This is a genomic window from Bosea sp. BIWAKO-01 (assembly GCF_001748145.1).
Taxonomy (GTDB): Bacteria; Pseudomonadota; Alphaproteobacteria; order Rhizobiales; family Beijerinckiaceae; genus Allobosea.
The window spans coordinates 6097304-6118789 of the sequence record NZ_BCQA01000001.1 but is presented as its reverse complement, the minus strand read 5'-3'; the positions used below and the strand labels follow the sequence as shown (position 1 = coordinate 6118789).

At 65.6% G+C, this 21486-nt stretch carries 22 protein-coding genes; 8 read left to right on the top strand and 14 right to left on the bottom strand.

All coding sequences use genetic code 11. From position 1 onward, the window contains the following. The first annotated feature begins 348 nt into the window (after window positions 1-348). Window positions 349-1341: an Ldh family oxidoreductase gene (locus tag BIWAKO_RS28460; protein ID WP_069881511.1), complete on the top strand. Its 993-nt coding sequence runs from the start codon at window positions 349-351 to the stop codon at window positions 1339-1341. Here the strand turns inward: BIWAKO_RS28460 and BIWAKO_RS28455 are convergent. The 5 genes from BIWAKO_RS28455 to BIWAKO_RS28435 form a co-directional block, all read right to left on the bottom strand. Continuing rightward, window positions 1331-2884: a DHA2 family efflux MFS transporter permease subunit gene (locus tag BIWAKO_RS28455; RefSeq protein WP_069881510.1), complete on the bottom strand. Its 1554-nt coding sequence runs from the start codon at window positions 2882-2884 to the stop codon at window positions 1331-1333. The two genes, BIWAKO_RS28460 and BIWAKO_RS28455, sit on opposite strands and share 11 nt — an antisense overlap. Beyond that, the gene (locus BIWAKO_RS28450; RefSeq protein WP_069881509.1) at window positions 2877-4127 is read right to left on the bottom strand and encodes an HlyD family secretion protein; all 1251 of its coding nucleotides are present in this window, start codon (window positions 4125-4127) and stop codon (window positions 2877-2879) included. Before BIWAKO_RS28450 ends, BIWAKO_RS28455 begins: the two co-directional genes overlap by 8 nt. Continuing rightward, entirely contained in the window at window positions 4120-4620 is a 501-nt protein-coding gene (locus tag BIWAKO_RS28445) for a MarR family winged helix-turn-helix transcriptional regulator (RefSeq protein ID WP_069881508.1), read from the bottom strand. The genes BIWAKO_RS28450 and BIWAKO_RS28445 overlap by 8 nt, the downstream gene beginning before the upstream one ends. A 369-nt stretch (window positions 4621-4989) precedes the next feature. Beyond that, window positions 4990-6645: an arylsulfatase gene (locus BIWAKO_RS28440; RefSeq protein WP_069882879.1), complete on the bottom strand. Its 1656-nt coding sequence runs from the start codon at window positions 6643-6645 to the stop codon at window positions 4990-4992. A gap of 285 nt (window positions 6646-6930) precedes the next feature. Beyond that, window positions 6931-7632 (bottom strand): helix-turn-helix transcriptional regulator, encoded by a 702-nt coding sequence (locus BIWAKO_RS28435; protein ID WP_084651952.1) that lies wholly within the window; start codon window positions 7630-7632, stop codon window positions 6931-6933. A gap of 79 nt (window positions 7633-7711) precedes the next feature. Here BIWAKO_RS28435 and BIWAKO_RS28430 point away from each other — a divergent pair, with 79 nt between their 5' ends. Next, the gene (locus tag BIWAKO_RS28430; protein WP_084651950.1) at window positions 7712-9169 is read left to right on the top strand and encodes an MFS transporter; all 1458 of its coding nucleotides are present in this window, start codon (window positions 7712-7714) and stop codon (window positions 9167-9169) included. Window positions 9170-9315: 146 nt separating this feature from the next. Next, window positions 9316-9741: a two pore domain potassium channel family protein gene (locus BIWAKO_RS28425; RefSeq protein WP_141740269.1), complete on the top strand. Its 426-nt coding sequence runs from the start codon at window positions 9316-9318 to the stop codon at window positions 9739-9741. Between the two features lie 181 nt (window positions 9742-9922). Here the strand turns inward: BIWAKO_RS28425 and pdxR are convergent, their stop codons facing one another. Beyond that, entirely contained in the window at window positions 9923-11344 is a 1422-nt protein-coding gene (pdxR, locus tag BIWAKO_RS28420) for a MocR-like pyridoxine biosynthesis transcription factor PdxR (protein WP_069882877.1), read from the bottom strand. Window positions 11345-11421: 77 nt separating this feature from the next. On the opposite strand from pdxR, the gene BIWAKO_RS28415 reads away from it, so the two are divergent. The 5 genes from BIWAKO_RS28415 (at window position 11422) to BIWAKO_RS28395 (ending at window position 15550) form a co-directional block, all read left to right on the top strand. Then, window positions 11422-12045 (top strand): FMN-binding negative transcriptional regulator, encoded by a 624-nt coding sequence (locus tag BIWAKO_RS28415; RefSeq protein WP_069881505.1) that lies wholly within the window; start codon window positions 11422-11424, stop codon window positions 12043-12045. A 249-nt stretch (window positions 12046-12294) separates the two neighbouring features. After that, window positions 12295-12450, top strand: a complete 156-nt coding sequence (locus BIWAKO_RS28410; RefSeq protein ID WP_371332110.1) for a hypothetical protein — start codon at window positions 12295-12297, stop codon at window positions 12448-12450. 153 nt (window positions 12451-12603) lie between these two features. After that, a complete protein-coding gene (locus BIWAKO_RS28405) occupies window positions 12604-12984 on the top strand; it encodes a hypothetical protein (protein ID WP_069881503.1) in 381 nt (126 codons plus the stop codon). 426 nt (window positions 12985-13410) lie between these two features. Continuing rightward, window positions 13411-15093: a SulP family inorganic anion transporter gene (locus BIWAKO_RS28400; protein WP_244523571.1), complete on the top strand. Its 1683-nt coding sequence runs from the start codon at window positions 13411-13413 to the stop codon at window positions 15091-15093. A 130-nt stretch (window positions 15094-15223) separates the two neighbouring features. After that, complete coding sequence (locus BIWAKO_RS28395; RefSeq protein ID WP_069881501.1) at window positions 15224-15550, top strand: ATPase inhibitor subunit zeta; 327 nt, start codon at window positions 15224-15226, stop codon at window positions 15548-15550. Between the two features lie 144 nt (window positions 15551-15694). On the opposite strand, the gene BIWAKO_RS28390 is transcribed toward BIWAKO_RS28395, so the two are convergent. The 8 genes from BIWAKO_RS28390 to BIWAKO_RS28355 all read right to left on the bottom strand — a co-directional run bounded on the left by BIWAKO_RS28390 (window position 15695) and on the right by BIWAKO_RS28355 (window position 21481). After that, complete coding sequence (locus BIWAKO_RS28390) at window positions 15695-16213, bottom strand: chromate transporter (RefSeq protein ID WP_069881500.1); 519 nt, start codon at window positions 16211-16213, stop codon at window positions 15695-15697. After that, window positions 16210-16818 (bottom strand): chromate transporter, encoded by a 609-nt coding sequence (locus tag BIWAKO_RS28385; protein ID WP_141740268.1) that lies wholly within the window; start codon window positions 16816-16818, stop codon window positions 16210-16212. The genes BIWAKO_RS28390 and BIWAKO_RS28385 overlap by 4 nt, the downstream gene beginning before the upstream one ends. Before the next feature lie 8 nt (window positions 16819-16826). Further along, window positions 16827-17777 (bottom strand): hypothetical protein, encoded by a 951-nt coding sequence (locus BIWAKO_RS28380; RefSeq protein WP_201788660.1) that lies wholly within the window; start codon window positions 17775-17777, stop codon window positions 16827-16829. Window positions 17778-17843: 66 nt separating this feature from the next. Continuing rightward, complete coding sequence (locus tag BIWAKO_RS28375; RefSeq protein ID WP_069881499.1) at window positions 17844-18431, bottom strand: hypothetical protein; 588 nt, start codon at window positions 18429-18431, stop codon at window positions 17844-17846. Between the two features lie 16 nt (window positions 18432-18447). Then, complete coding sequence (locus tag BIWAKO_RS28370) at window positions 18448-19185, bottom strand: carboxymuconolactone decarboxylase family protein (protein ID WP_069882874.1); 738 nt, start codon at window positions 19183-19185, stop codon at window positions 18448-18450. Between the two features lie 25 nt (window positions 19186-19210). After that, entirely contained in the window at window positions 19211-19636 is a 426-nt protein-coding gene (locus tag BIWAKO_RS28365) for a VOC family protein (protein WP_069881498.1), read from the bottom strand. 83 nt (window positions 19637-19719) lie between these two features. Next, the gene (locus tag BIWAKO_RS28360) at window positions 19720-20889 is read right to left on the bottom strand and encodes a beta-keto acid cleavage family enzyme (protein ID WP_176733425.1); all 1170 of its coding nucleotides are present in this window, start codon (window positions 20887-20889) and stop codon (window positions 19720-19722) included. A 241-nt stretch (window positions 20890-21130) separates the two neighbouring features. After that, complete coding sequence (locus BIWAKO_RS28355) at window positions 21131-21481, bottom strand: hypothetical protein (RefSeq protein WP_069881497.1); 351 nt, start codon at window positions 21479-21481, stop codon at window positions 21131-21133. Between the last annotated feature and the right edge of the window lie 5 nt (window positions 21482-21486).

The window sequence follows — 21486 nt, the reverse complement described above, 5'->3', positions numbered from 1 at the left end:
GACAAAGGCCCCGTCCGTTTCCGGCGAGGCTGCAGGCGCGCGATACGCGTGAGTTAACGCGGCGATCGGCTGTCCTGCATCCCGCCTGTTGGGATGCCGGCAGCCCGGGCAACGATATGGGTATCCGTCTCGACCATGCCGGATTTATCGGGAACGGTGGGATTCCTGTCAATGTCGCAGCGCATTTCATGGGATGTCCGAAAGCCGGGAGCCTCACGCCGGTGCATTGTGCGGCAGCCATTTCAGTCCGGAGATCGTCCGCTCCAGTCGTTGACGTAACGCAAGGCTGGACTTAACCCCGCTCTTCCCCGGGATGGGGCCACAGCTTTTGCGGGGGCGGGGAGAGCGATGAGATTGACGATAGACGGCGCGCGCGAGATGGCGCGCCGGGCCGTTCTGGCCGCTGGAGGCAGCGACGCTGTCGCGGCAGCGCTCGCGGATGCGACGATTGCTGCGGAATTGTCGGGTCGTTCCTCTGTCGGGTTCGCGCATCTCCTGGACTATCTCGATGGCCTCGCGGCCGGACGGATCACGGGCTCCGCCACCCCGGAGATCAGCTTTCCGACCCCGGCCTCGATCCGGATCGAGGCCGGGGGAGGCATCGCCCAGCTCGGTTTCGATCTCGCCTTTGCCGAATTGCAGGCACGCGCCGGGCTCTACGGCCTCGCGCTGCTGATCCAGGCGAACAGCTACACGGTCGGCGAACTCGGCTACTACACCCGCCGTCTCGCCGAAGCGGGATTGATCGGGCTTGCCCTTGCCAATGGGCCGGCGCTGGTGGCGGTGGGCAAGAGCCAGCAGGCCGTCTACGGCACCAATCCGCTCTCCTTTGCCGCGCCCGTCGCCGGCGGCCAGCCTTTGGTCATCGACCAGTCCACGAGCGCGACGGCCTTCGTCACGATCAGGCAGGCCGCCGAAACCGGCGAGGCGATACCGCCGGGCTGGGCCGTGGATGGGGCCGGGCGCCCGACCACCGATCCGCGCGCGGCGCTCACCGGCGCGCTTCTCGCCTTCGGCGGCGAGCGCGGCGCCAATATCGCGCTGATCGTGGAAACCCTGGCAGCCGGCGTCACCGGCGCGAACTGGTCGCTCGATGCGCCGTCCTTCGCCGGAGGCAGCCGGTCCCCCGGCGTCGGGCTCCTGGTCGTCGCGCTGAAGCCGGAGCTCTTCGCTCCGGATTTTTCAGCCCGGCTGGTAGCCCATCTCGCGCGCCTGGCGGCGAAGGGCGTCCATATTCCCGGGCAAAGGCCGGCTCGCCAGGAGATCGAGCTGCCTGAGGCGCTGCTGGAGGCGATCGCGCGCTACTCCCGCGGGCAGAGCCAGCAGCGCGCTACTCCATGACCATCGGATGGTCATCCGACGGCGCCTTCTCCTGCTTCGGCGTGACCAGCAGGGCGAGGAACGGCATGGCCGCGAGGCACAGGATCATCAGCAGCTTGAAATCGTCGATATAGGCGATGATCATCGCCTGGCGGGTGATGACCTCGTCGAGTGCGGCGCGGCCGGCCAGCGTCAGCGGATCCCAGGCCTCCTTGATCGCTGGCATCTCGAAGATGCGGTTGAACGGCGTGACGTAGGTCGCGATCTCGGCGTGGTTCACCTGGACATTGCGGGTGAGCAGATAGCTCACGATCGAGATGCCGACGCTGGAGCCGATATTGCGTGACAGGTTGTAAAGGCCGGTGGCATCGCCGCGATCCTGCGGCTGCAGCGTGGCGAAGGTCACAGTGGTCAGCGGCACGAAGAGCAGGCCCAGGCCCGCACCTTGGATGAAGCCGGTGACGATGATCGTCTGCTGCGAGACGTCCGGGGTCCAGCCGGCCATGTCGTACATCGCCCAGGCGCTGACGGCCAGGCCGGCGCCGAGCAGGATGCGGATGTCCACCTTGCCGATCAGCCGCCCGACCAGGAACATGCAGAGCATCGTGCCCATGCCGCGCGGGCCCATGACGATGCCGGCGGTGACGACGGGATAGCCCATCAGCGTCTGCAGATAGGGCGTCATCAACGCCAGCGAAGCGAGATAGGTGATGCCGACGATGAAGATGAAGATCATGCCGACGCTGAAGTTGCGGTCGAGGAACAGGCGCGGCTTGATGAAGGAGTTCTCTGCCGTGAGGGTGTGGACCACAAGGATGTAGATCGCCGCGACGCAGACCGTCGCCTCGATGATGATCTCGAGCGACGAGAACCAGTCGAGCTGGGCGCCGCGGTCGAGGAAGAGCTGGAGCGAGGCGATGGCGAGGCTGAGCGCGCCGAAGCCGAGCCAGTCGAGCCTGGCCAGGGCGTTCGATTTCGTCTCGGTGACGAAGATCCCGACGCCCGCCAGGGCCAACGCGCCGAGCGGCAGGTTGATGTAGAAGACCCAGCGCCAGGAGATGTTCTCGGTCAGCCAGCCGCCGATGACGGGGCCGAGCACGGGGCCGACCATGACCGAGACGCCAAACAGCGCCATCGCCGAGCCACGCTCCTCCGGCGTGTAGATGTCGAGCAGGATGCTCTGGGACACCGGCACCAGGGCTGCGCCGAAGAAGCCCTGGAGCAGGCGGAAGCCGACGATCTGAGTCAGCGACTGCGCGGCGCCGCACAGCATCGAGGCGACGACGAAGCCGATGATCGCGACCGAGAGCACGCGCTTCCTGCCGAAGCGGGCGGCAAGGAAGCCCGATGGCGGCGTCATGATCGCGGCTGCGACGATATAGGAGGTCAGGACCCAGTTGATCTGGTCGGCGCTGGCCGAGACGCTGCCCTGGATATAGGGCAGCGCGACATTCGCGATCGTCGTGTCGAGAGCCTGCATGATCACGGCGAGGATCACGCAGACGGTGATGGCGCCGCGATTGGCGACCACGGGGGGCGCCGCCGTGGCGTCACCATCAGCCATTGTGGGTCTCGGTCTTGCCGAAGAGGTCCGAGACGAAGCTGGGCAGGCCGCGGGCGCGGCCGGTATCGACATCGAGCACGACGCTCATGCCGGCGCGCAAAAGCGGCTTGCCGGCGGGCGTGTCGATTTTGACGCGCATGGCGATGCGCTGGACGACCTTGACCCAGTTGCCGCTGGTGTTCTGGGCCGGCAGCAGCGAAAAGCTCGCCGCTGAGGCCGGGCTGATGCTGTCGACCGTGCCGGTCCATTCGGTGCCGGGATAGGTGTCGACATAGACCCTGGCCTTCTGTCCCGGGCGGACCCAGGTCAATTCGGTCTCCTTGGGGTTCGCCTGGATCCAGACATGGTCGGCCGAGACCAGGCTGAAGCCGACTGTCGCGTCGGCGAGGTACTGCCCCTTCTGCAGCGAGGGCACATTGGTGACGATGCCGTCCATCGGCGCCTTGACCACGGTGTGACCGAGTTGGCGGGCAGCCTCTGCCCGGGCCGCGACGCTGTCCTTGTAGCGAGGGTGGTCCTCGATCGGCGCATCGGGGTTGCCGTTCAGGCTGGCGGCAATCGCGATGAGCTGGCTCTGGAGCTGCGCGAGCTTCTGCACGGCGCTATCGAGATCGTGCCTGGCTGAATCATAGGTCACCTGCGAGGCGACCGCCTTGGTCGCGAGGTCCTGCTGACGCTTGAAGGCGGTGGTGTAGTAATCGATATCGGTCCTGGCCTGGGCGATCTGGCTCTGCATCGCCTTGTAGTTCGCCTTCTGCGCTTCAAGATCGTTGCGGACCACCCCGATCTGCGCGTTCGCCCGGTCGAGGGCGAAGCGGAACTGCGCGTCGTCGAGTTTGAACAGAACGTCCCCAGCCTTGACCTGCTGGTTGTCGCGCACGTCGATTTCGCCAACGATGCCGGCGACGTCGGTCGAGATGCCGACGATGTCGGCTTGCACATAGGCGTTGTCGGTCGACATGACCTGCCCGCCGACGACATACCAGTAGCTGGCCGCGGCAAGCGCGACGGGCAGCAATGCGAAGAGGATGGGGCGCTTCAGATTGCGCGGCCTGGCGCCGGGAGCGGCGCCGGCAGGGGCAATCGGCGCCTGCGCCGTGGTCTCGGGAGCCTTAGCGACAGGTACGGGCTGAGCCGAAGGCGTCCTCTGCTCCGGGCGGCGGATTTCGGTCACGTTGCTGGCCGGAGAAGGATCCGAGCCGTCGTTCCCGACGGGTTCGGGGTGTCTCGCTGCGTCATCCATCGGTCTTGCGTCCTTCGGCTGGCGGCATCGCACAGGCCGCCGAGAGGTTCCCACGCATCGTCGTGAGGAGGGCGAGGAGCGCCTCGCGCTCGGTTTCGGAGATTTCGGCGAAGGCCTCGGCGCGGGTAATCTCGCCGAGCTCGCGCATGGTCGCGAGGATCGGCCCTGCCTTTTCGGTAAGGGAGAGCCGCCAGACGCGCCGGTCCGTGGCGTCGTGCCGGCGCTCGATCAGCCCGCAGCTTTCGAGCTTGTCGAGGATGCGGCCAAGCGTGATCGGCTCGACCTCGAGCAACTCGGCGAGGCCGCCCTGCCGGATGCCCTCGTTCTTGTCGAGATAGGCCAGCACCTGCCATTGCGACCTGGTCAACTCCAATCCAAACCCGCGGGCATTCTGCTCGAAGCGCTTGCGCAGCAGTCGCGCGACATCGTGCAGGAGGAAGCCGACAGTGCGCGAGGGCTGCTCTTTGGTCAGGGTTTTAGGCGTGCTGTTCATAAGCACCCATATATTATTTTAGCTTAGGTTCTGCAATGCGCCCCCCGGCCCGGCGGGGCCGTTTCGATGCCGCGTTCGCCGCGCTGGGGCATCGATATGCGACCGCAGCTCAGCCTCGGATCAACGGGATTGACGGCTCTGAGGGGGGGGCATTCGGGAGCTGGCTGCAGAGAGCCACGGGAAGTCAGCGCCCCTCGCAGCGGCGATCGTCACCGCCTGATGCGCTGACGCATCGCCTCGATGGGGCAGGCGCCCCGAGCGGGCTGATACCTGTGCCTTCGCGCTCAGCCCCGCGGGAATGCCGGCATACAAGGCGGGCTTGCGCTGCCCTGGCGACGGACGCCGGGACAGCGCGAACCATGGGGTGTCTCAACGAGGCCGGAGCGCTTCCAGCTCCTTGAGGCGCTTCATCGCGGCCTGCTGGTTGAGCAGCCCGTAGTTGATGCCGCCGGCATTGAGCGAACTGCCGGACTGGTATGGATACTGGTCGAAGTCGGAGAAAAACTCCTTGATCTTCCCCTGTATGGGCACGAGCAGCCACATGTTCTGGGCCAGGAACTTCATGGCTTCGCCGCCTTCCTCGAGGCCGCGCTCATAAGGGTCCATGCGCAGGTTGGTGATCATCGCCCAGGCCGTGACCTCGCGTGTGCCGGTCGCGATATTGCCCTTCGCCTGGGCAAAGCTGAGCTTCCAGTCGTTCCAGCGGATCGCGTTGAGATTTCCGCCCTGATCGAAATACATCAAGGATTCGCGCGGGCCGGTTTTGACCTCGCCCCTGAAATAGGGCCCGAAATCAAAGCCATCGAGATGGACCTTGAAGGTCTTGGTTCCCGTGGTGAAGCCGGCCTTCATCTTTTCCTTGATATCTCCGGCCCCAGCGGCGGCGCAGAGTGTCGGGAACCAGTCGATCAGTGAAATGGTGTCGTTGTATTGCGTGCCGGGTTTGATCACGCCTGGCCAGCGCACCATCATGGGAATGCGCATGCCGCCTTCCCATGTCGTGCCCTTCTCGCTCTTGAACGGCGTCATCGCGCCGTCCGGCCAGAGCGCGATCTCGGCGCCGTTATCGGTGGTGTAGACCACGATCGTATTGTCGGCGATGCGCAGGTCGTCGAGCTGCTTCAGGAGCTCGCCGACCATGCCGTCATGCTCGACCATGCCGTCGGCATGAATGCCCTTGCCGGTCTTGCCCAGCGATTCCTTCTTCAAATGGGTGAAGACATGCATCCGCGTCGAATTGAACCAGAGGAAGAAGGGGCGGTTCGCCTTCACCTGCCGGTCGACGAAATCCTTGGCGCCGGCCAGGAATTCCTCGTCGACGGTTTCCATGCGCTTGGTGTTGAGCGGCCCGGTATCCTCGATCTTGCCATCGGCGGAGGACTTGATCACGCCGCGCGGGCCGAACTTGCGCTTGAACTCCGGGTCCTTCGGATAAAAGTAGCCCTCGGGCTCCTCCTCGGCATTGAGGTGGTAGAGATTGCCGAAGAACTCGTCGAAACCGTGCCGTGTCGGCAGGTGCTCGTCGCGGTCGCCGAGATGGTTCTTCCCGAATTGCCCGGTCGCGTAGCCTTGCGTCTTCATCACGTCGGCAATGGTCGGCATCCAGTCCTGGATGCCGTGCGGGTCGCCCGGCATACCGATGGTCAGAAGGCCGGTGCGGAACGGCTCCTGGCCGAGGATGAAGGAGGCGCGGCCGGCGGTGCAGCTCTGCTGGCCATAGCTGTCGGTGAAGATCGCGCCTTCCTGTGCGATGCGGTCGATATTGGGGGTGCGGTAGCCCATCATGCCCATGGTGTAGGCGCTGATCTGGGGAATGCCGATATCGTCGCCGAAGATCACGACGATGTTGGGCTTGCGCCCTGCGGAGCCCGCCGGTGCCGCGGGCGCCGGCTGCGCCTGGGCGATCGCGGCCGAGCCAGACAACCCCGCCGCGGCGAGCGCTGTGCCCCCGAGCAGGATGCTGCGGCGATCGACGATTTTTTCAGTATTTCCTGGGATTTCGACGGATGGCGCCTTCGGAGTCATAGCAAAACCCTTCATATCCAGCAGAAACGGCGGAAGGAGATGGCGTAGTCCAAGCAAAGGCACTGTGCCCGCAGGCCACTTCATGCGCAAGGAGGGGAGCCATTGCTCGTCCTGCGGAGGGTGAATACCAGCTGCGCTATCGCAGTGAGCGCGGCCGTGCCGGCGGAAGAATCCGGGGCCTCCACTCCTTTAGGGCAATCCGCGCCGCTGCGGCAGGAGCGTTGCCTCGCTTCGGGGCGCGCTGCCGTTCCGCCGGACTCGGGGCCGACAGAGAACCGGCCAGATTCAGGCCTGGATCAAGCGGACCCGATAGGCGCAGCGGCGGGCACCCGCCGGGATATGCTCGATGCGCTCGACCTCGACATCGGCCCCGAGAACGGCGCGGAAGATCGCCAGCTCCGACCGGCACAGGCCCTGGCAGGCGCTCGCCGCCGCGCAGATCGGGCAGTGGTTCTCGATGAACAGGAAGCGGCCGGGCTCCTCCTCGACAATCCCGGCCATATAGCCTTCGCGGCTGCGGATTTCGGCGAGCGCGTCCAGTTTGCGCCGAAGGGGACTGCCGTCACCGACATGCTCGCGATAGGCGGAGAGGCAGGCCTGTTCGCGGTGGGCGATCAACTGCTGCAGCCCGGGCTCGCCAAAGACAGTCCGGACGGACTGCAGCAGGTCGAGCGTCAGGTCGGAGTGACGGTCGGGAAACCGGTCATGTCCCTGCCGCGAGAGCTCCCAGTATTTCTTCGGCCGGCCACGCCCTTCCTGTCGGTCATGGCTGGTCACCAGGCCGTCCGCTTCAAGCTTCAGCAGATGCTGCCTTGCGCCGGCCGGCGTCATGTCGAGCCGCTCCGCGATCGCGGCCCCCATCTGCGCGCCGCGCGTCTTCAGATGGAACAGCATCCGCTCCCGGCTGCGCTCGTCGCCCTGGCCGTTCTTGCCGGGACTGTCCTGGCCGGCATTGTTCTGGCCTTGGCTGTCGCTGTCTTGACTCATGGCTCTCAATTTAGATAGCGATTGGTTTCTAAATTAAAGCGCCTTGCGAGTCGGCGCAAGGCCTGGCTCGGTGGAAGACATGGCGCGCCGCAGGCGGGGACAGACGAGCATGGAGCGGGACGCGTCTGCCACGCAATGGAGGGATCTTCTGGACTGGGCATGGCTGCCGACGCTCGCGATCCTGATGAGCGGCGTGCTGCTGCAGTCGATGAACTCCCTGCTGCTGACGACGGTGCTGCCTTCGATCGCCGCCGAACTCGGCGGCGCCGGCATGCTGAGCCTGCCCGCGACCGCCTATGTCGGCGCCTCGATCGTTGCGGCGAGCGGGGCGGGCCTGCTGACGACCCGATACGGCGTCCGGGACACATTATGCGTCGGGGTGGTGATCTTTGGCCTGGGAGCGCTGGTCTGTTCGTTCGCGGCGAGCATGGAATGGGTCGTCGGCGGGCGCCTTGTCCAGGGTTTTGGCGGCGGCCTCGAGGTCGGGGCGGCCTATACCGCGGTCCGGGCGATCTTCCCGCCAAGACTCTGGCCGCGGGTCATCGCGCTGATGGCGACGAGCTGGACGATTTCCGTCTTCGCCGGGCCGCTCATCGGCGGCTTGTTCGCACGCGCGGGACAGTGGCGCGGTGCCCTCATCGTGACGGTGGTCCTCTCGGCCATCCTGGCCGTCGCTGCCGGGCTCGTGCTGCCTGCGAACCGATCGGCCGAGCGCTCCGGCGGGACGCGCCTTCCGGCCGGGCGCATCGGGCTGATCTGTCTGGCCATCACGGCGATGTCGTCGGCATCGCTCGTCCAGGCGGCCAGCGCCAAGGCGGGCCTCATCCTCGTGGCGGTCGCAGCCCTGGCCCTGATGCTGCGGTTCGACCGCGAAGCATCGGTGCGCCTCCTGCCGCGCGATGCGTTCTCGTTCAGGACGCAGACCGGCATCGGCCTCTGGCTCGTCCTGCTGCTCTGCATCGCCTTCAGCCCGCTGCACATCTATCTGCCCATTTTCCTGCAAAGGCTGCGCGGCTTCGATCCGCTCGAAGCCGGGTTCATGGTTGCAAGCGGCTCGCTGGCCTGGACGATCGCCTCCGTGCTGGTCTCGGGCCTGACCGGCCCCTGGCCGAAGCGCCTGCTGCTCTCAGGCCCGGTCCTCATGGCCGGTGGCCTGATCGCGCTCGGCCTGCTCCTGCAGAGCCCGGCGCCGAGCTATGCCCTGATCCCCGCCGTCGTCCTGCTCGGTATCGGGATCGGCCAGGCCTGGCCCTTTGTCGGCCCGACGATCATGAACGGCGCGAAGCCGGGGGACGAGGCGGCGGCTGCCTCCGCCGTCCCGACCATCCAGCAGACCGGCCTGGCCCTTGGCGCGGCCTTGGCGGGCGTGGTCGCGAATGCCAGCGGCTTTGCCTCGGCCGTCTCCGAGGCCGAGATCGGGAATGCGGCCTTCTGGGTTCCGGCCTGTTTCGCCATCGCCGCCGGTCTTGCATGGCTGGCGAGCGTCCGTCTTTACCGGCAGCCGTGCGCCCGTGTCGGCTCGGGGGGCGGGTCGTAGAGCAGTCCTTGAGGCTGCGTTCCTCCTGGGGCGTGGAGCGGCATAACGGCTCAAGGCTCCGCCCGGCCGCCGCGATGTCACGCTGGAGCCGCATTTGGCCAACACAACCCGATGCGCAAGCGTACCTGCCAGGTCAGGACATCGTCATGTACTTGTTCTCCTTAGCTGCGGCCCTCTGCGCCATCGGCTGTATACTTGTCCATTACGAGTGCCTGCGTTTGATATCGGGCAGCGCGGCGCATCTTTCCGTCGCGCCAAGGCAGAGAATTGTCTACGTTGTTGCCGGAAGCCTGGTCAGTCATATCATCCAGATCCTGATCTTTGCACTGTTGCTTTGGCTACTCTCCGTCTCCGTGAACGAAGAGGTGTTCGGCACCGGCATTCCCGTGTCGTTCCAGCAATCGCTCTATGTCTCCTTTGAATCCTACGCCTCTCTCGGCAGCAGTAACGCACTGCCCTTCGGCCCCTTGCGGATCTTCATCGGCGTCGAGGGCCTGTCCGGGCTGGTGGTGATCGGCTGGACCTCCGCCTTCACCTATTGGTGCATGACGCAGTACTGGAACGACCACTGAACCCGGCCTTGTCGCCTGGCCGGCAAGGGCGATGACGCGGAGTCCGGTCCGATTTGGAAAGCCTCATCCTGGCAACGGCTTGGGCGGCCTGATTCGCGTGACACATGACATCCGGCCTGGTCGGGCGCTATCCGGGGCGGGCCTGGCGGCCTGACCGGGCGCGCTCGCCGTTGCCCGCGTCTCAGCGCTGTCCGGCCAGGAGAGGCGCCAGCAGCGCGATGCCCTTCTTCACGGCGTCGAGGTCGAGGCTGGCATAGCCCAGAATGAACCCGGCTTCGCGGGGCCGGGGGCCGGCTGGATCATAGAGCGGCGAGACCGGATAGAGCCCGACGCCAGCGGCGCGTGCGGCCGCGATGATCCCTGGCTCCCGCTCGGCCGCGACATCCCTGAGCCAGGCGACGACATGCAGGCCGGTATCGGCGCCTTCGACGCTCACCATCGGCCCGAGCTCCTCGGCGAGCGCCTGGAGCAGCACGGCCCGACGCGCGGCATTGGTCCTGCGGATGCTCCGGACATGGCGCTCATAAGCGCCCTCGCTCAGGAGTTCGGCCAGTGCTTCCTGCTCGAGCAGCGGCGTGTGCCGGTCGGTCAGGCGCTTCGCCTCGACAAAGGCGGGGGCGAGCGATGGCGGGACGACGAGATAGCCGAGGCGCAGCGCCGGCGAGAGCGTCTTGGAGAATGTCCCGACATAGATCACCGCCTCCGGGTCAAGCGTTTGCAAGGGCGGGATCGGCGCGACGTCATGCCGATACTCGCCGTCGTAATCATCCTCGATGATCGTGGCGCCGGTCTCTGTCGCCCAGGCCAGCAGCGCGCGCCTGCGCGTCGCCGAGAGAACGCTGCCGAGCGGAAACTGGTGCGAGGGCGTGACATAGGCGAGCCGTGCCGGGGGCAGGGCATCGGTCATGAGCCCGTCCCTGTCGACCGGAACGGGGCGGGCGACGCCGCCGGCTGCCGCGAAGGCGTGGCGGGCGAGCAGGTAGCCGGGGTTTTCGATCACGAAGGCGTCGCCGGGGTCGAGCAGCAGCCGCGCGCAGAGATCGAGCCCCTGCTGCGAGCCGCTGACGATGATGATCTGCTGCGCCGAGCAGGTGATGCCGCGGGCCCGCCAGAGATAGCCCTGCAGCGCAGCGCGAAGCGCGGGCGCTCCTTGCGGGTCGCCGTAGCGCAGCCGCTTCTTGCGTTGCAGGCTGACCCTGTTCACGGCCCGGCGCCAGGCGAGCACGGGAAAATCGGCGCCGGAAAGGTCGCCATAGCGAAAATCCGCGATCTGGGCCGGCTGCATCGCGGCCGGTCGGGGCAGGGCGAGCAAGCGCTGCGCGAAGCCTGAGAGATGCCGCGGCGGGGAGGCCTGTGACGGCGCGGGCACCGCCGCGCCAAGTCCCTTGGCCACGATCGGCCGCGCGCCGGCCCGGCTGATCAGGTAGCCCTCGGCGATCAGCTGGCCATAGGCGACCGTGACCGTCGTGCGCGACGCGCCCCATTCGGACGCAAAAGTCCGCGTCGACGGCAAGCGGTCGCCCGGCTGGTAGGCGCCGGCATGGATCTGCTCCTTGATTGCCGCGATGATCCGGCGCGCGACGCCATCAGTGAACTGGACCACATCAAATCCTTGGAACTGGCCGTTTCCAGAAAGCCAGATTGGGCGCATCTCTGCCGCCGACACAAGGAGTTCCAGAGATGTATACCCCGCCCGCCTTCCGCGACGACGACAGGGACAGCCTGCGGGCGACGATCCGCGCCGCCAGGCTCGCCACGCTCGTCACGGCCACAGCCGACGGCGTGCTGGCGACGCCCCTGCCGCTCATTCTCGATGAGAGCGAGGGCGAGCACGGCGTGCTCTATGGCCATCTTGCCAGGGCCAACGGCCAGGGCCGGGTCGCGGCGCTGGGCGAGGCGCTGGCGATCTTCATGGGCCCGGATGCCTATGTCACGCCCTCCTGGTACGAGACGAAGCAGGAGACCGGCAAGGTCGTGCCGACCTGGAACTATGTCGCGGTCCATGCCTACGGCCCGGTCGAGTTCTTCGACGATGCTACGCGCCTTCTCGCGGTCGTGACCCGCCTGACCAATCTCTACGAGGGCGAGCGCGCCAAGCCCTGGGCGGTGTCGGATGCTCCGCCCGATTTCGTGCAGGCGCAGCTGCGCGGCATCATTGGCCTGCGCCTGCCGATCACGAGGCTGGAGGGCAAGCGCAAGCTCAGCCAGAACCGCAGCCCGGCCGACCGCGCCAATGTCGCGGCTGGCCTGGCGGCAAGCGAGCGCGCCACGGACCGCGAGATCGCCGCGCTGATCCCGCTCTGAGGGGCGCCAGGCACGGCTTACGGCCCGAATTCGGGTACGCTGCTAGAGTGAAACGGACGCTTGGTACCCGCCCGAAATCGTCCTCACAGCGCGGGGAAGAGCGGTGCGGCCCTGCCCGATTGCGGACGTTCGGAAGGTCAAGGGCGGGTGGTCAGCGGATCATCGGGCCCGTCAAAGCGATCTCCAACATTCCCGCTGGTGCGGAGCGAGTTCACGAACCGGAAAACGCGTCTCGCGGCCGGCACCCGGATGCCGCAGATCAAGGACAATCTCGAAACTCGGCTCCTGCTGCTCCGCCGTCGGCTTGAAGAAAAACAGGCTGCCATCGGCATCGTTCGGGTCAGCCGGGGACGCGTTCGCCTGGAGACGGACGGATCGCTCGGACTCGATGCCGCACGGGAGTGACCTGATTGGCCTGAATGCGGCCTTATCCGCGGCGGCCAGGGCCCTTCACCTCGCGGCAAAAATTCCGTCCTATGACCTTGCGGAAGAGGTGCGCGGAATCCGCCGTCGCGCTTCAATGCTTGACAGAAGCAATGCCAGCCGGAGTGAACGGGAATGCTGCCACGCGGTGAATATGTCGCCTTGCCGGAAGAACACCCGACCGCGAACGAAACGATCGAGAAGATCGACATACCCCTGGGGCGGCCGATCGAGATCTCGGGCCATATCAAGGCTGCCGACACCATCAACTATCTCTTTCCGGCCGTGTCCTACGACACGGTGTGGATTTCCCTTTCGGCCAGCAGCAAGCGCTGCGCCTTCAACGTCTACAGCCCGGATGGCGAGGCCATCTATAATGGTTGGGCTGACGGGCCCGAATGGGGTGACAACCTCCATCGCACAGGCGAATTCCGGATCGAGGTCTATATCGGCTTCAAATCCGAGCGTGGCGAAGAGGCGTCCTTCACGCTGCGGATAGAGCGATCCGACGACTGAACACCTGCTCCGGCAGCCGGCGGCCGTTGCACCACTTGCCAAGCGAAACCCGCGCGGGAGGGCCGCGCGCGTCCGCTCGTGGGGGAGAATCCAACGCCTGGTAGCCGCCGCGACCGTTCTTCTCGCTCGCGGAAGGTCAGAGGCCTTACCCTTCGGCAGACGTTCCGCAGGTCGCAGGAGGGGGGCTTCCAGAGGTCGTGCGCATCGACACGGCCAGGCCCGGATCGCACCCGGAAGTGGAATTTGAGACCGTACCCGGACGCAGGCGTAAGCGGCTGGGCTGCCTGGCGTCCTGACCGGCCCAGTTCGGCCCTCCGTTCGTATGACTGGCCGGAGGCGGCTTTTGTCAGGAGACGTATCGCCCCCTTTGCATAGGCGGGGCCTCCGAGCTTACGTTCGGTGGCTGTGTCAATGCAGGCTGGTTCAATGCACGCGAACGACCAGAATGCCGGTGGGCTCCGCTTTGACGTCGTCGCGGGGCTTACGGCGGCCGCCGTCGTGCTGCCCAAGGCCATGGCATACGCCACTGTGGCGGGCCTGCCGGTGCAGGTTGGCCTCTACACCTCGCTTGTGCCAATGGCCGTCTACGGATTGCTCGGCTCCTCCTGCGTGCTCAGCGTCAGTTCCACCACCACGCTTGCAATCCTGACTGGCGCCCAGCTCGGTTCAGTCGTCCCGGACGGCGACCCGGCCAAGCTGCTCACGGCGACGGCGACGCTGACGGCCCTGGTTGGCGTCTTGTTGCTGCTCGCCAGGGTCCTGCGCCTGGGCTTCGTCGCCAATTTCATCTCGGCGCCGGTACTCACCGGCTTCAAGGCCGGCATCGGCCTCGTCATCCTGCTGGACCAGGCCCCCAAGCTCTTCGGAGTGCACATCACAAAACAGTCCTTCTTTGCAGACGTTCTGAGCGTCGTGCGCGCGCTTCCGGAGACGTCGCTGCTCACTGCCGCAGTGGCGGCGGCGACCGCGATCGTCCTGATCGGGATGGAGCGTCTCAAGCCGCATTCACCCGCCCCCCTCATCGCAGTGGCCGCCGCCATCGCAGCGTCATGGATCTTTCACCTGCGCGCGCAGGGTGTCTCGACCGTAGGGCATATACCGCAGGGCCTTCCGTCAGTGACGCTCCCCGATCTTGCGTTGGTGCAGCAACTGCTGCCGGGAGCGCTCGGGATTGCCCTGATGAGTTTCACCGAAACCATTGCGGCAGGCCGAGCTTTCGTTCGTCCTCGCGATCCTCCGATCGATGCCAATCGCGAGTTGGTGGCGACAGGCGCAGCCAACATTGCCGGCTCCTTGCTCGGCGCGATGCCGGGCGGCGGCGGCACGTCGCAAACGGGCGTTGTTCGCGCAGCGGGCGGGCGAACCCAGGCGGCCTCGCTGGTGACAGCGGCTGCGGCCCTTGCAACCATGCTCCTGTTCGCGCCTTTGCTCGGGCTCCTGCCGAATGCCACGCTGGCAGCCATCGTCATCGTCTACTCCATTCCGCTCATCCAGCCGGCGGAGTTCAACGCCATTCGCAAGGTGCGCAGGATGGAGTTCCGCTGGGCGATCGTCGCAACCATTGGCGTCCTGATCTTTGGAACCCTTCAGGGCATTGTCATCGCAATCATCCTGTCCCTGATTGGACTAGCCAGCCAGACTTTCCATCCCCACGTTGCGGTCATCGGCCGCCAGCGTGGATCGGATCTGCTCCGCCCTCTCGATCCTGAAAACCCTGATGACGAAACCTTCGAGGGGTTGTTGATCGTGCGGCCTGAAGGGCGGCTCTTCTTCGTCAATGCCCAGGATGTGGCTGACCAGATCTCCGTTCTTGTTGGTCAGCATAAGCCGCGGGTCCTCGCGCTCGACCTCAGCCGAATTGCAGACATCGAGTACTCGGCCCTCCAGATGCTGCTGGAAGGCGAGAAGCGCATGACAGAACGGGGTATCACGGTCTGGTTCGTGGACCTCAATCCTGGTCCGCTTGAGGTCATTCGCCATGCAGGTCTGGACACATTGCTCGGCCCGGACCGGTTACTCTCCAGCACACGCGCTGCCATCGAACGCTACACGGCGTTGAACGCGCTATCCGCAAACGCAACCGGATTGGGTCCTGACCAGAAAACGTGAGAGGCCGATTTCCAACTGGCTTTGTTGAGATACCATCCTGAACCTGCACCTGTTCCGATGATGCAATCCATCGGGACACGGAGCCAGTTGAGAAAGGCGCATTCAACGGCCGGCGATCGGAGGATTTTGAATGACCAGTTCAAACGATGTGCAGAGGACAATCATCCGCAACAAGCTCCTCGGCCGGTGGGCCGCTGAGAAATTGGCACTCACGGGCCGGGATGCCGATGCCTATGCAGACGACCTCGCCAGGGGCACGGTCGATCCCGAACGCAGTGACGTGTTCAGCAAGATCCGCGAGGACTTTGACGCCGCGGGCGTGGCCCAATCGGACGAGCAAATCCTGCGCGTCATGACCGAATTCATGCTCAAAGCCGGGAACGTCATGCCGACGACGCGGGGAGGTTCGGGCGATGCCGCAGCGGTGATGCTCGCGCGCAATCTCCTGTCGCGCTGAGGCCGGCTGTCGATTGCACGTATAGAGCGCTACCGGATGCGAGCGAGGTGAACGGAAGGGCGTGCCGACTGCGGGCCACTGAGCGCTTATGGCCAGGGCCAGCGAGATCCGTCAGGCGTTTCGGCATGGGCCGGCGCGGGTGCTTCAAAACGAAAGCAGCCCGACCAATGCCCCTCCCAGAACCAGCAGCGCCGGATTGACCTTGTATTGCAGAAGCATCAGGAGGACTCCGACAGCGATCGCTGCGGTCTCGAGCCCGAAGATCGCGCCCTTCGCCATGGTGAAGCATCCGGCCAGAAGTAGCCCGATCGAGACCGGCGCAAGTCCCTGCTGGATGGACCTCCGCCAGGGCCAGTTTTCGAGTTTCGCCCACCCGCGCCCGACGACGAAGGTGAGGAGGGAAGTCGGGCCGAAGAAGGCAAGGACCACCAGGATGGCCCCGAGTGGGCCGGCGGCCCAATCCCCGATGGGAACGATCATCATCATGTTGGGGCCGGGGGCCAATTGTCCCACGCTGTAGAGATGGACCAGCTGCGGGAAGGTGAGCCAGGCATGGACATCGACGGTCAGGTCCTTCAGCTCGGGAAAGGCGGCCATGCCGCCGCCGACCGTCAGGAGCGACAGATACGCAAACACGCGAAGGAGCGCCGGAATCTGGTTCATCGCGTCTCTCCATCTCTCCGGTCGCCCGAGGGCCGATGCCAGAGCACCGCCAGCAGGCCGACACCGATCAGCGCCCATGGCACCGGGATGTGAAGGCGGTTGACGGCAATCACGGTCAGGGCGACGAAGACGAAATCGATCCGCTGAACCAGCGACGTCCTGCCGAGCTGCACCACGGTGGAGAGCACCAGCCCGACCGACGCGGCGGCGACGCCCTTCAGCGCGGACGTGGCCCAGGCATGGTCGCCATGGGCCCGGTAGACGATTCCGACGATGAACATCAGGATGCCGCCAGGCAGGCAGATCCCGACCACGGCGGCGATGGCACCCCCGATTCCGCGCAGCTTTTGCCCCACCAGAATAGCCATGTTGGTGGCATTCAGGCCGGGCAGGGTCTGGCTGATCGACAGGAGCTCGACGAACTCCTTGTCGCCGAGCCATTTTCGCCGGGTGACGAGATGCTCGCGGAGATAGGGCACGACACCGCCGAAGCTGGTCGCACCGATGATCAGGAACGCCCAAAATATCGCGCCGAGCGAAACGACGCCCACGGCTGGGGCCGTGCCCTCAGGCTGCGATACCGGCTTTGCGACCATTTCGCTCATGGCCAACCTCACTCATGACTTTGTGGGCCGGCCCCTCGGAGCCGGTAGACCATCGCAGTCTTGGTCACGCCGAGAGCCAGCCAGTCCTCGACCTCTTCCTGCAACGCAAGATAGAATTCGGCCGCGCGCTTCTTCTGATGCTTGGCAACGTCTTCCTTGCGGTCGAACTTGAGCTGAAACGCAAACTCCCCGACGAGCGGCAGGTGTTCGCCACGGGTGCGCCAAAGGCCGATGTCGCATTTGCCGACCAGGCCCTTGCCGAAATCGAGCAGGCCGAGCGGTAGCAGCACCTCCTCGACAATGCCTTCGTTCACGAGCTTGATCTGCTCGTCGGCAGCGCGATCCAGCGTCTCCAGGGCCGGGAAGACCCGGCCCAGCGTCGCCATCGATGTCCTGTCCTGTTCATGGGCCTGGCTCAGGCCGAACTGGCAATTATGGGAGTAGAGAATGCGGTAGCCGCCGACCTTGTCCTTCAGCGGCAGCGCCTCCGCCTTGAACTTGATGCGGTGGTCGCCGGCAATCTTCGGACGCATGTCCAACGCGGCCGCCTGCTTCTCGTCCGGGTGCCGGAACTTGAACACGATCTCTGGATCGCCGACCGCGAAACCGTCGACATAGCTGACCCGCCGCCGCAGGATGAAGGCATTGCTGTAGAGTGCGAAATCGGGGGTATCGAGAAAGATGATCTCCCGGATCTGGGGGGCGAGATCGGCCTCCTCGCTCTTGGTGAAGCCGACACCGACCTGCTTTGCCGTGCGCCGCACGATCTTGCCGAACTCGCGAAAGCTGTCGACGGACGTGAACCGGTCCGGCTTGAGGATCAGCTTCGCCTCGAGATACTGCACGCGGTCGAATGGCTTGCTGTCGGCGTAGGCCTGCTGCGGCCCGGGCGTTCCGTCCTCGGGCTGGTCGACCGTCTTGGCGGCGCCTTTGTCCCTCTTCTCTGTCTTGTCGACCATGATCGGCTCCTGTTGGCAAAGAGCTCCTCGGCGTGGTGCGAGGACGACGACTGGAAGCGTGTGTCGCTACGGTTCCGTGGCGTTCCCCGCGGAGGCCCCGAAGAGCAGGGCGTTCATCCGGCCGGGGCCGAGCACCCGGCTGAAATTCCTGAAGGCGAAATAGGGGATCAGCGCGAAGAACAGGATCACCGCGACGCAGACCAGCCCGATGAAGCCGCCGCCGCCGATCGCGGGCACGCTGGCGCGCACGGTTTCGCCCTTGATCAGCCCGACGATCATGTCCTCGATCACGTGGAAGACGATGAAGAGGGCGGTGAAGAGCAGGGAGCCGTGAAGGATCGGCAGGATCAGCGGGCGTCGCTCCAGCCAGCGCCCGAGGTTCAGGTCTTCGGCCACCAGCATCACTTTCGCCAGGACGAGCGCGTTGAACAGGGCAAAGCCCTGCCCGGAAAAACCGATCCCCCTTTGATCAAGGATGATGCGCTCGTTGAGGACGAACAGGCCGAGCAGGACCCAGAGGTAGAGAAACAACACGAGGAACCGGCGCAGCTCGTCGAGCGCTCGCTGCTTCAGGCTGTGCGCGGGACGGCCGCCGGGATGGATGCCCTGCGCGGAGATCGATGGTTCTGGCTGCCTCGGGTCGAGATTGGTCATGGCCGGAACTCTGATTTCAGGTCGTCGAACGCTCCGCGAGTTCCTCCGCGAGGATCGGCACGGCGAGGTTGCAGGCCTGCACGCCCTGCGCCACGCAGAGCTTCAGAACCTCCATGATCTCTTCGACCGACGCCCCGAGCTTCAGCGCGGCCCGGATGTGCCGGCGCGTGCCCGGCGCGTACATATGCGTAAAGGACACGTCGAAGGCGATCGAGAGAAGCTCGACCAGCCTTGGCTCCATGAGCCCGCTGCCGTAGATATCGGCGCCTGCGGCCATGAACGCGTCGGTCCAGACCGGATCGAGCTCAAAAAACGGGTTCCAGGCCTCGTTCCATTGCCCGAGCGCGCGGATCTTGTCGCAGGCTGGCGTCGGCGTCGCCGCCCCGCGCCGCATTGCGGGCTTCACGCCGGCGTTCCCGGCTTCCTCGAGCAGGATGGGCGCGCCGAGGCTGCAGCTATGGATCGACAGGAGCGACGCCATCTTCACGACGGTCAGGATTTCGTCGCGGCTCGCCCCGGCTGCGAGCGCGGCGCGGATATGGCGCCGCGTCCCCTCCGGGTTGAGGTTCGTGCAGGCGGCGTTCAAGGCGACGCCGATCAGCTCGACGGTCTTGCGGGGAAGGACGCCCGACCTCCATGGATTCGTGGCCATTCTCCTGGACGCCTCGGCCCAGCCGGGGTCCCATCGCCGCAATCGTGCGAAGGCCTGCCCCCAGGGCCCGGCCTCGCGCGACCGATTAAGGGTTTCGGACATGGTCATGCTCCGGACAAGCGGTTCATCAGTCCGGCTCCGGTGGCGGAAACGCCAGCGCATCCGGCTGCCATATCGCAAAGAGGTTGCCGGCGGGGTCGGCGAGCACAGCATACCAGGCCGTCCGGGGAACCGCCGTCTTCTCCCGCAGGATCGTCGCGCCCATGCGTTCCGCGGTCGCGATCGTCTCGTCGAGCGAGGCGACATTGACATAGTGCAGCCAGGCGCGCGGCTCCAGGCCAGGCGGCCGCGCCAAGCCGCCGATGGCATGGCCATTCCGGGGCTCGCCGGCATCCTTGGCCTCGCCGGCATCCTGGGCCTCATCAGGATGGATCCGCCAGTAATCGACGCCTTCGGCGCGCTCGATCCGCCAGCCGAAGATCGCGCCGTAGAAGGCCGCAAGGTCTTCCGGCTGGTCGCCATAGATTTCGAAATGGGTTGCACGACCTGACACGTTCAGCTCCCGAATGACTGGCAAGAGCGGCCGGAACGAGGGGGGGGGCCCCGCCGGGAAGGACGGGGCCACGACGCAAGGGTCTAGGCTCTCGCGGCGGCGGTTGCAGCCGCGGCCAGAGCCGCTGCCGCAGGCGGGACCATGCAATAGGCCATGGGATGGGAATCCCCGGCTGTCTTGGCGATCGTCTTCCGGCCATCGGTCTCCCAGACCAGGAATCCGGGCTGGCCGTCCGCACGGTTCGGGGGCAGGCCGAGATGGTGCAGCGTCTCCTCGACGCTGTCGTACCAGACGCCGATCTTCATGATCGCGCGCGCTTCTTCGGCCGTCGCGACCTTGCGCCCGAACTCCCGGGACAGGCGCACCGCGCCTTCGATCTGCTGCACGGTGGTCCGGCGCTTCTTGTCCGGCCCCCACAGATTGTCCTCGTTGCCGACGCGCACATGCTGGCCAAGAACGATCGCCATCGCAGACAGCGAGATCAGCCCCCGCATGCTCGACCAGAATGTCGCTACGGCGCCCTGCGGCACGCGGCGAACCATATCCATCCAGTCGAACGGGTTCCGGCCAAGCGTGCCGCCGCCATAGCCGGCAATGGCGAGGTTCATCGGGCCCTTATAGACACCCGCGCGGATCAGCCGCTCGATGAGCTCGAGCTGATGGACATGGCCCGGAACGAAATAGGGCTGGATGCGATTCTTGCTCAGCCGCTTCAGGTGCTCGAGATAGAAGGCCGGTCCGGCATCGACCCACATGCCGGCCCAGGCGGCCTGGACCTTGGCGTCGTTTTCAAGATGGGTGCCCTTGATGTCGTCCGCAGACAACATCGACATGATGTCCCACTGGCCGGTCCCGACCGCGACGGTCACGCAATCCGGCTTCGGATCGAGCTCCGTCAGCATGTGCCGCGTGTCGTAGTCCAGCCATTTCGCCTTGGCGTCGGCCGATTTAGGCGAGAACGAGATCGATCCGCCCACCTGCAGGATCATCTTCGGCACGGCCTGCCTGAGCCGCCCGATGAAATAGTTGTACTGCTCGAAATCCACGGAGCCATGGCCCGTGGCGGGGTCGCGCACATGCACATGCAGCACGGTCGCGCCGGCATTGTAGCAATCCACCGCGGCTTGAACCTGCTCATCCCAGGTCACCGGGATGTCGGCGTCGCCCGGCAACCATTGCGGGCCGAATGGCGCTGCCGTGATGATCAGAGGCGCCATGTTCTCGGGAAGGATCGAGTCGTCTGTGTAATACATGGATTCCGCGCTCCCGTGCTGATGGAGCCGGCGGGTTTCGCCGGGCTCTCCCTTCTTCTTCGTCGGTCTTGCAAGGGTGCTGCGGGCGCGCCTTCGCCCGGATGCAAGATGTCATCTAAGAATTGAACGGTTGAGCCTGAAATAGATTTGTCGATATGGTCGATACTGTTCGATTGCGACCGACGTTATCCTGACGAATATTTGCGTTGACTCAGTCGACTGAAATTCACGACGACTCTTCTCAGGGGCGCGGCTGCAATCGGCGCGGACGAGAGTGTGCCGGGCTATTGGCGGCATACATCTCCAGGCAGGCAAGCAGTTCGACATAGCTCGGCGACCCGGCGATCCGTGTCTGTTCCGCGCAGATCTGGCGTTGCTGGCCATCGGCCGCTGCCCAGGTGGCAGGGAGCTGCGCCTGTGCGCCCGTCTCGTCCTGCACGCACCCGGCATAGGGATCGGTATCTTCAGCGCTCAGTGCCCGGGCCTGCCGGCAGCTCTTCTCAATGTCGATGCGCGGGATCTCCTGGGCAATAGCGGCCGAATACCAGAGCGCGGCTGCGACAAGTCCGAATTCCAACCAGGCGAGCCTCATGATGG

Excerpts from the sequence above, each read along its gene's own strand:
- BIWAKO_RS28460 (WP_069881511.1), top strand. The coding sequence starts at position 349 with ATGAGATTGACGATAGACGGCGCGCGCGAGATGGCGCGCCGGGCCGTT.
- BIWAKO_RS28455 (WP_069881510.1), bottom strand. The coding sequence starts at position 2,884 with ATGGCTGATGGTGACGCCACGGCGGCGCCCCCCGTGGTCGCCAATCGC.
- BIWAKO_RS28450 (WP_069881509.1), bottom strand. The coding sequence starts at position 4,127 with ATGGATGACGCAGCGAGACACCCCGAACCCGTCGGGAACGACGGCTCG.
- BIWAKO_RS28445 (WP_069881508.1), bottom strand. The coding sequence starts at position 4,620 with ATGAACAGCACGCCTAAAACCCTGACCAAAGAGCAGCCCTCGCGCACT.
- BIWAKO_RS28440 (WP_069882879.1), bottom strand. The coding sequence starts at position 6,645 with ATGACTCCGAAGGCGCCATCCGTCGAAATCCCAGGAAATACTGAAAAA.
- BIWAKO_RS28435 (WP_084651952.1), bottom strand. The coding sequence starts at position 7,632 with ATGAGTCAAGACAGCGACAGCCAAGGCCAGAACAATGCCGGCCAGGAC.
- BIWAKO_RS28430 (WP_084651950.1), top strand. The coding sequence starts at position 7,712 with ATGGCGCGCCGCAGGCGGGGACAGACGAGCATGGAGCGGGACGCGTCT.
- BIWAKO_RS28425 (WP_141740269.1), top strand. The coding sequence starts at position 9,316 with ATGTACTTGTTCTCCTTAGCTGCGGCCCTCTGCGCCATCGGCTGTATA.
- BIWAKO_RS28415 (WP_069881505.1), top strand. The coding sequence starts at position 11,422 with ATGTATACCCCGCCCGCCTTCCGCGACGACGACAGGGACAGCCTGCGG.
- BIWAKO_RS28410 (WP_371332110.1), top strand. The coding sequence starts at position 12,295 with ATGCCGCAGATCAAGGACAATCTCGAAACTCGGCTCCTGCTGCTCCGC.
- BIWAKO_RS28405 (WP_069881503.1), top strand. The coding sequence starts at position 12,604 with ATGCTGCCACGCGGTGAATATGTCGCCTTGCCGGAAGAACACCCGACC.
- BIWAKO_RS28400 (WP_244523571.1), top strand. The coding sequence starts at position 13,411 with ATGCACGCGAACGACCAGAATGCCGGTGGGCTCCGCTTTGACGTCGTC.
- BIWAKO_RS28395 (WP_069881501.1), top strand. The coding sequence starts at position 15,224 with ATGACCAGTTCAAACGATGTGCAGAGGACAATCATCCGCAACAAGCTC.
- BIWAKO_RS28390 (WP_069881500.1), bottom strand. The coding sequence starts at position 16,213 with ATGAACCAGATTCCGGCGCTCCTTCGCGTGTTTGCGTATCTGTCGCTC.
- BIWAKO_RS28385 (WP_141740268.1), bottom strand. The coding sequence starts at position 16,818 with ATGAGCGAAATGGTCGCAAAGCCGGTATCGCAGCCTGAGGGCACGGCC.
- BIWAKO_RS28380 (WP_201788660.1), bottom strand. The coding sequence starts at position 17,777 with ATGGTCGACAAGACAGAGAAGAGGGACAAAGGCGCCGCCAAGACGGTC.
- BIWAKO_RS28375 (WP_069881499.1), bottom strand. The coding sequence starts at position 18,431 with ATGACCAATCTCGACCCGAGGCAGCCAGAACCATCGATCTCCGCGCAG.
- BIWAKO_RS28370 (WP_069882874.1), bottom strand. The coding sequence starts at position 19,185 with ATGTCCGAAACCCTTAATCGGTCGCGCGAGGCCGGGCCCTGGGGGCAG.
- BIWAKO_RS28360 (WP_176733425.1), bottom strand. The coding sequence starts at position 20,889 with ATGTATTACACAGACGACTCGATCCTTCCCGAGAACATGGCGCCTCTG.
- BIWAKO_RS28355 (WP_069881497.1), bottom strand. The coding sequence starts at position 21,481 with ATGAGGCTCGCCTGGTTGGAATTCGGACTTGTCGCAGCCGCGCTCTGG.